Annotated in this window: 8 protein-coding genes; 3 read left to right on the top strand and 5 right to left on the bottom strand. The window is 58.1% G+C overall.

Annotated elements, in window-relative coordinates:
* The 4 genes from RSB01_RS12880 to RSB01_RS12865 form a co-directional block, all read right to left on the bottom strand.
* Positions 1–742, bottom strand: a 742-nt coding sequence (locus tag RSB01_RS12880; protein WP_332625606.1) for a patatin-like phospholipase family protein, incomplete at its 3' end; no start/stop codon positions are given.
* A gap of 30 nt (positions 743–772) precedes the next feature.
* The gene (locus RSB01_RS12875; RefSeq protein WP_332591922.1) at positions 773–1,570 is read right to left on the bottom strand and encodes a 3-hydroxybutyrate dehydrogenase; all 798 of its coding nucleotides are present in this window, start codon (positions 1,568–1,570) and stop codon (positions 773–775) included.
* A gap of 61 nt (positions 1,571–1,631) precedes the next feature.
* Entirely contained in the window at positions 1,632–2,405 is a 774-nt protein-coding gene (gene yaaA / locus RSB01_RS12870) for a peroxide stress protein YaaA (protein ID WP_332591921.1), read from the bottom strand.
* 94 nt (positions 2,406–2,499) lie between these two features.
* Complete coding sequence (locus RSB01_RS12865) at positions 2,500–3,903, bottom strand: FAD-binding oxidoreductase (RefSeq protein WP_332620515.1); 1,404 nt, start codon at positions 3,901–3,903, stop codon at positions 2,500–2,502.
* Between the two features lie 78 nt (positions 3,904–3,981).
* Here RSB01_RS12865 and RSB01_RS12860 point away from each other — a divergent pair, with 78 nt between their 5' ends.
* The 3 genes from RSB01_RS12860 to RSB01_RS12850 all read left to right on the top strand — a co-directional run bounded on the left by RSB01_RS12860 (position 3,982) and on the right by RSB01_RS12850 (position 5,941).
* Positions 3,982–4,398, top strand: a complete 417-nt coding sequence (locus RSB01_RS12860) for an NUDIX hydrolase (RefSeq protein ID WP_332591143.1) — start codon at positions 3,982–3,984, stop codon at positions 4,396–4,398.
* Between the two features lie 80 nt (positions 4,399–4,478).
* A complete protein-coding gene (locus RSB01_RS12855) occupies positions 4,479–5,477 on the top strand; it encodes an SPFH domain-containing protein (RefSeq protein ID WP_332591142.1) in 999 nt (332 codons plus the stop codon).
* A gap of 5 nt (positions 5,478–5,482) precedes the next feature.
* Positions 5,483–5,941, top strand: a complete 459-nt coding sequence (locus RSB01_RS12850) for an NfeD family protein (RefSeq protein ID WP_332591141.1) — start codon at positions 5,483–5,485, stop codon at positions 5,939–5,941.
* A 41-nt stretch (positions 5,942–5,982) separates the two neighbouring features.
* On the opposite strand, the gene rnhA is transcribed toward RSB01_RS12850, so the two are convergent.
* Positions 5,983–6,432, bottom strand: a complete 450-nt coding sequence (gene rnhA, locus RSB01_RS12845) for a ribonuclease HI (RefSeq protein ID WP_332591140.1) — start codon at positions 6,430–6,432, stop codon at positions 5,983–5,985.
* Positions 6,433–6,587: the final 155 nt, after the last annotated feature.

The following is a 6,587-nucleotide window of genomic DNA, read 5'->3' as shown; positions in this document are numbered from 1 at the left end:
CGTTGAACAATATCTCGTTCAGGCGATCCATGATGTCAGCGGAGTGTTTGGGCGTGTCAGCGCGAAATACGGGATTGAGCGGCAGCAGGATAATATCGTCGGGCACATCCTTGGCGAATAATGGCCAAAGGGCCGGATTGGCCAGATAGCCTCCATCCCAGTAAGGCTCGCCATCAATTTCAACCGCCTGAAACAGATGCGGCAAGCATGCGCTGGCCAGCAAGACATCGGCGGTCATTTCGTCATTGCCAAAGATGCGTGATTGCCCGGCGCGGACGGCGGTGGCGGAAATATGGATGCGGATTTTCGATGCTTTTATCGCTTCTAAATCGACAGCCGCCTCAATGACCCTTTTGAGAGGGTTCAGATTGAGCGGATTGAAGCTGTAGGGGCTCATTGACATGGCCAAGGTCTGGCTGGCTTGCCAGAGGGGATTTTCGGTCATCCATTGGGGTGTCAGGCTTTTGAGCCATGCGCCCGATTGTCCGAACACATTGCGACCGCCGGACTGGTTGACCTGCTGCCACAGGAAATCCAGCGCTTCACGCGCGCCAGTGGCCCCGTTGCGTTCCAGACCCGTAACCAGTGCGGCGGCATTCATGGCCCCCGCAGAGGCGGCGGTGACGGCCTTGACCTCTATGCGGTCGTCTTCGAGCAAGCGGTCAAGGACACCCCACTGAAAGGCACCGTGAGAACCACCGCCCTGAAGGGCAAGGCAAACGGGTTTACGTTTGGCAGGCATAAGGGAGGCCTCCGTTGAGAGGCCTTCAGACTATTGGGCTGTCCAGCCGCCGTCGACAGAATAAGAACTGCCGTTCGCCGAAGCGCCAAGATCCGACACCAGATAAAGGAAAATACCGGCCAGTTGATCGGTGGTGACGAACTGTTTGGTGGGCTGCGAGCCGAGGATGACGTTCTTCATTACGTCCTCGCGGCTCATATTGCGGGTACGCGCTTGATCGTCGATCTGCTTGTCCACGATGGGGGTATGCACAAAGCCGGGGCAGATGGCATTGCAGGTTATGCCCTGCTGGGCCAGTTCCAACGCAACAGTCTTTGTAAAGCCGATCACACCGTGCTTGGCGGCGACATAGGCCGATTTGAACGGACTGGCGACCAGACCGTGGGCCGAGGCGACATTGATGATACGGCCGCGACCTTGAGCCTGCATGATCGGCACAGCGGCCTTGGTGGCATAGAAGGCAGACGACAGGTTGATCGAGATAATCCGCTCCCACGCATCGTTGGGGAATTTCTCGACGGCTTCGACGTGTTGGATACCCGCATTGTTTACGAGAATATCCAGACGGCCCAATTCCTTGTGGGCATAGGTGACCATGTCGGCGATTTCATCCGGTTTGGTCATGTCGGCAGCATGGTACAGCACGCGCACGCCGGTACGGGCTTCAAGGTCCGAACGGGTTTGTTCGATTGTGTTTGCGTCACCCAGACCATTCAACACCACCGCCGCACCGCATTCGGCAGCCACAGAGGCAAGGGCAAGACCGATACCCGAGGTCGAGCCGGTAATGACGGCAACCTGACCCTTAAGATCGTTCATGGCAAACATGGGCGCGCTTCCAACCTGTTCTGATTTTGTTGGAAACTAGCGCCTGTCTGCCATTAACGCATCAGGTATTTCCTTCTCTGATGAATATCCAGTCCGTATCCGTCGAGGAAGCAGCCTCGAAACGGTAACCATCACGGTCGAATTTTTTCAAAGATTCAGCATCTTCCAAGCGATTTTCGATGATGAAACGTGCCATGGCACCACGCGCTTTTTTCGCATGGAACGAGATGATACGCGCCACACCATCCTTACGTTCCTTGAAATGGGGCGTAATGATTTTGAGCTTCAGAGCCTTGGCATCGACAGCGCCGAAATATTCCTGCGAAGCCAGATTGATCAGGGTCTGCTCAGGGTGACCCTGCGCATCCTCGTTCAGTCGAAGCGAAATGCGCTCGCCCCAGAAATCGTACAGCGTATTGCCGCGCGGCGTTTTCAGGCGCGTACCCATTTCAAGCCGATAGGGGTGCATTCCATCCAGCGGACGCAACAGGCCATAAAAGCCCGACAGGATACGCAGATGATCCTGCGCCCAAATCAGATCGTCGGCCGACATTTCGCGAGCTTTCAGACCTTCATAGACATCACCGGCAAAGGCGAATGCCGCCTGAACGGCGCCTTCGGTTTTGTCATTCTCGAATGACTGGAAACGTTCGTAGTTGAGATCTGCCAGAGCATCGGAAATGGACATCAGGCGTCGCAGATCGGCGCGGGTCAGCTTGTGCGTCACCTTCGACAGTTCCGCCGTTTCCGGCGCACAACGACGCGGCGTCATCGGCAGGTCGCCGGACGCAGCTGTGAAGTCCAATTTCTTGGCTGGAGAAATAACAATCAGCAAGGCACGCTCCCTAGTCGCGGCTCACATAGGGGCAAACCGTGTCAGTTTAAACCTTGATGCGACAAGTTTTCCGCTTGATGCGGCCCGATAGCGGTCAGAACAGGACGGCAGGATTCATGATGCGTTGCGGATCAATCGCCTTGCGGATTGCCGCCATGGTCTGGATTTCCAGAGGCGACTTATAGCGTTTGACCTCTTCGGTCTTCAGACGGCCAAGGCCGTGTTCCGCAGAGATCGAACCGTTATATTTGGCCACCACGTCGTGTACGATCTGCGACCCTTCTTTCCAGCGGGCGATGAAGGCAGGGATGTCTTCGCCCACACCGGGTATGATGTCGTAGTGCAGATTGCCGTCGCCGACATGGCCAAAGCAAGAAACGCGGCATCCCGGATGGAAGGCTTCGACGGCGGTGGTGGCTTCGTCGATAAAGTCGGCGATGCGGCTGATGGGGACGGAGACATCGTGTTTCCATCCGCCGCCTTCGGGTTTCAGACCTGCGGAATGTTCTTCGCGCAAACGCCAGAACTGCGCACGCTGTGCATCGCTCTGGGCGATAGAGGCGTCGCTGATCAGACCTTCTTCGAAGGCCACTTCCAGCAGGCGCTCCATCTGGGCTTCTGCGCCGCCGACAGTACCGCTGGTGATTTCGATCAGCACATACCAAGGCGGTGTGGTTTCCAGCGGTTCGCGCGTATCTGGAATGTTTTTGAGTACCAGTTCCATGCCGAGGCGCTTCATCATCTCGAAGGCTTCGACGCCACCGCCGGTTTCATCCTTGGCGCGGGCCAGCAGCTCGATAGAGGCGGCAGCACTTTCCAGACCGACAAAGGCCACACAGCGCGAACGCATGATCGGATACAGCTTCAAGGTCGCAGCCGTAATAACGCCCAGCGTCCCTTCGGCCCCGATTAGAAGTTGCTTTAAATCATAGCCGGTATTGTCCTTGCGAAGCCGTTTCAGGCCGTTGAAGACCTGGCCGTCCGGCATGACCGCTTCGATGCCCAGCACCAGATCACGCATCATGCCGTAACGCAGGACCTGCGTGCCGCCCGCATTGGTGGATATCACGCCACCGATCGTGGCCGAACCTTCGGCAGCCAGTGACAACGGGAAGAAGCGGTTATTGGCCTTGGCGATTTCCTGCGCTTCCAGCAACGTAACACCGGCCTCGACGGTCATGGCGTCGTCTAGAGGCGTGACGTCGCGCACGTCGCGAAGTTTGCGCGTGGACAGCAGAATCTCGCCAAATGGAATCTGGCCGCCCACCAAGCCCGTGCCGCCGCCTTGCGTGACGATGGCGACGCCGTGACGGGCGCAAATCTCGACGGCCTTTTGCGCTTCGGCCTTGGTGCGTGGTTGCAAGAGCAGGGGCGTATGACCCGTCCAGCGTCCACGCCATTCGGTCAGCCAAGGAGCCATATCGTCGGCGTCCTCGGTGAAGGCATCCGGAAGAGCCGCTTTCAGCTCGGCGAGGGCGAGGGGCGTCGGGAGGGTCATGTTTGCCCTTTTGACAAAAGCAGCGCTGTGGTGAAAGGGCAAACCTGTGCTCTCGAACAGTCTTTTGGCGAAATAATCATGACTCCAGTCCCCGCTGTCGGTGTTGTCTGCATAAAGGGAGATGAAGTGCTGCTGATCCGGCGCGGCAAACCGCCCAAGATGGGGGAGTGGAGCCTGCCGGGGGGGCATGTCGAGCCGGGCGAGCGACTGGTTGATGCGGCGATTCGCGAACTGATCGAGGAAACAGGTGTCAAAGCCGAGCTTGGCGGACTGATCGATGTGGTGGACGGCATTTTCCCCGAAGCGAACCGCCACTATGTGCTGATCGATTACTGGGCGCGTTGGGTGTCCGGAGAAGCCGTGGCGGGCGATGACGCTGCCGAAGCCCAATTTGTACCGCTGGAACAGGCGCTATCCATGGTGAACTGGGAAGAAACCCGCCGCATCATCAGGGCTGCACATATGGCCGCCCGACAAAGCTCTGCGACAACATGACAATCCGTTCACTTGTGGCAAAAATCTGGCCAAAACGACAAAAGCCCTGATAGGGTAAACAGGTTCAATCGGAGGAAACGATGGGCCTATTTTTTGTGATCCCCTTTGTGGCGTTTGCACTGATCCTACTGTTCAGTGTTGTGAAAATCGTGCCGCAAGGTCGTGAGTTCACTGTCGAACGCTTCGGCCGCTACACCAAGACGCTGAACCCCGGCATCCATATCCTGACCCCGTTTATCGAGCGCGTTGGCCGCCGCATGAACATGATGGAACAGGTGCTGGACGTACCGACACAGGAAGTCATCACCAAGGATAATGCCATGGTGAAGGTGGACGGCATCGTTTTCATTCAGGTGATTGATGCGGCTGCTGCGGCCTATCGCGTTGATAACCTGACCTACGCCATCTCCCAGCTTTGCATGACCAATCTGCGTACCGTGGTTGGCTCGATGGAACTGGACGAGGTGCTGAGCCAGCGTGACAGCATCAATACCCGTTTGCTGCACGTCATCGACTCGGCCACTGCGCCCTGGGGCGTGAAGGTTGCGCGCATCGAGATTAAAGACCTGACGCCGCCGGTCGACATCACCAATGCGATGGCCCGTCAGATGAAGGCCGAGCGCGAGCGTCGCGCGGTCATCACCGAGGCTGACGGCGAGAAGCAAGCCGCGATCGCCCGTGCAGAAGGCGCCAAGCAATCGGCCATCCTTCAGTCGGAAGGCCGTAAGGAAGCTGCATTCCGTGACGCGGAGGCCCGCGAACGTGAAGCCGAGGCCGAAGCGCGCGCTACGACCATGGTGTCGGACGCAATTGCAGACGGCAATGTAAGCGCTATCAACTACTTCGTGGCTCAGAAATACGTCGAAGCCTTTGCTGAACTGGCCCGCAGCCCGCAGCAGAAAACCGTTATTGTCCCGACTGAAATGACGGCTCTGGTGGGCACGATTGCCGGTGTTGGCGAACTGGTCAACATGGCTCGCCAGCCGCATGATGCGCCTCGTCCTGCGGCCCAACAACAGTCTGCTCCTGCGCGTCGCGCTGCGCCGCCGCGTGCGACGGGCGTTCCGCCAACGGAGTGATCTCTATGGAATGGCTTGCCGGACTTTATGCGATCCAGCCGTTCTGGTTGTGGCTGGGCATCGGGGTGATCCTATTGGGGATCGAAGCGATGTTCTCCACCGAATGGCTGCTGTGGCCGGCGGTGGCAGCGGGGGCTACGGCCCTGCTTGCTGCACTGGCCCCCGAACTGGGCCTGAAGATTGAAGGCGCAGTTTTTGCGGCTTTGACTGTTGCTTTGACGCTGGCATCCAAGCGTCTGGTCAAGCGAGTTAATCTGGCCGACGCACCAGACATCAATGATGTGAACCTGCGTCTGGTCGGTCAGACTGCACGCGTGGTCGAGCCTTTTAATAACGGGGTAGGGCGCGTGTTCATTTCGGGGGCTGAATGGGCCGCCGAAACCAGCGACAGCAACCCGCTGGTCGGTGAAAATGTGATCGTCGAACAGGTTATGGCCGGACTATTGCGGGTGCGCCTGCAGTAGATCTGCTTTTCAGGTTTGAGCGACTGGAACCCGCGCCGCAATCAGCGAGCGCGGGTTTCTTGTACGCCACGGTTGGCCAGCGAATCGGCACGTTCGTTCAGCACATGCCCCGCATGGCCTTTGACCCAGTGCCATTTGACGTCGTGGCGGTTACGGGCCTCGTCCAGCCTGCGCCACAGGTCTTCGTTCTTGACGGGCTTCTTGTCGGCGGTTTTCCAACCGCGCGCTTTCCAGCCCTTCATCCACTCGGTCACGCCCTGCATGACATATTTGCTGTCGGTGTGCAGATCCACGCGGCACGGGCGTTTGAGCGCCTCCAGTGCCGATATGGCGGCCAGCATTTCCATGCGATTATTGGTGGTATCCAACTCACCGCCCCACAGCTCTTTTTCATGGCCGCGGGATTGCAAAATAGCGCCCCAGCCGCCCGGGCCGGGATTGCCTTTGCAGGCTCCATCGGTGTGGATGATAACGTGATCAATGAGACTCATTGACCGATGACTACAGTGTCCCTTTCCTCAGGGCCATCACTCCGCCTATATGGGCGATAACAATCTGTGTTCGGGCGCGCGAGAGTCGCGGCCCACCGAGGAGGTTTCCGATGGGCGCTATGAGTTTCTGGCACTGGGCGATCGTTATTGTGGTC

Origin of the sequence: Brevundimonas sp. (assembly GCF_036659295.1) — a bacterium.
In the GTDB taxonomy this organism is placed as follows: domain Bacteria; phylum Pseudomonadota; class Alphaproteobacteria; order Caulobacterales; family Caulobacteraceae; genus Brevundimonas.
This window is presented reverse-complemented; position numbering and strand designations above follow the sequence as displayed.

Coding starts and splice junctions, on each gene's coding strand:
- RSB01_RS12875 (WP_332591922.1), bottom strand. CDS start 1,570: ATGTTTGCCATGAACGATCTTAAGGGTCAGGTTGCCGTCATTACCGGC.
- RSB01_RS12850 (WP_332591141.1), top strand. CDS start 5,483: ATGGAATGGCTTGCCGGACTTTATGCGATCCAGCCGTTCTGGTTGTGG.
- rnhA (WP_332591140.1), bottom strand. CDS start 6,432: ATGAGTCTCATTGATCACGTTATCATCCACACCGATGGAGCCTGCAAA.
- RSB01_RS12860 (WP_332591143.1), top strand. CDS start 3,982: ATGACTCCAGTCCCCGCTGTCGGTGTTGTCTGCATAAAGGGAGATGAA.
- RSB01_RS12855 (WP_332591142.1), top strand. CDS start 4,479: ATGGGCCTATTTTTTGTGATCCCCTTTGTGGCGTTTGCACTGATCCTA.
- RSB01_RS12865 (WP_332620515.1), bottom strand. CDS start 3,903: ATGACCCTCCCGACGCCCCTCGCCCTCGCCGAGCTGAAAGCGGCTCTT.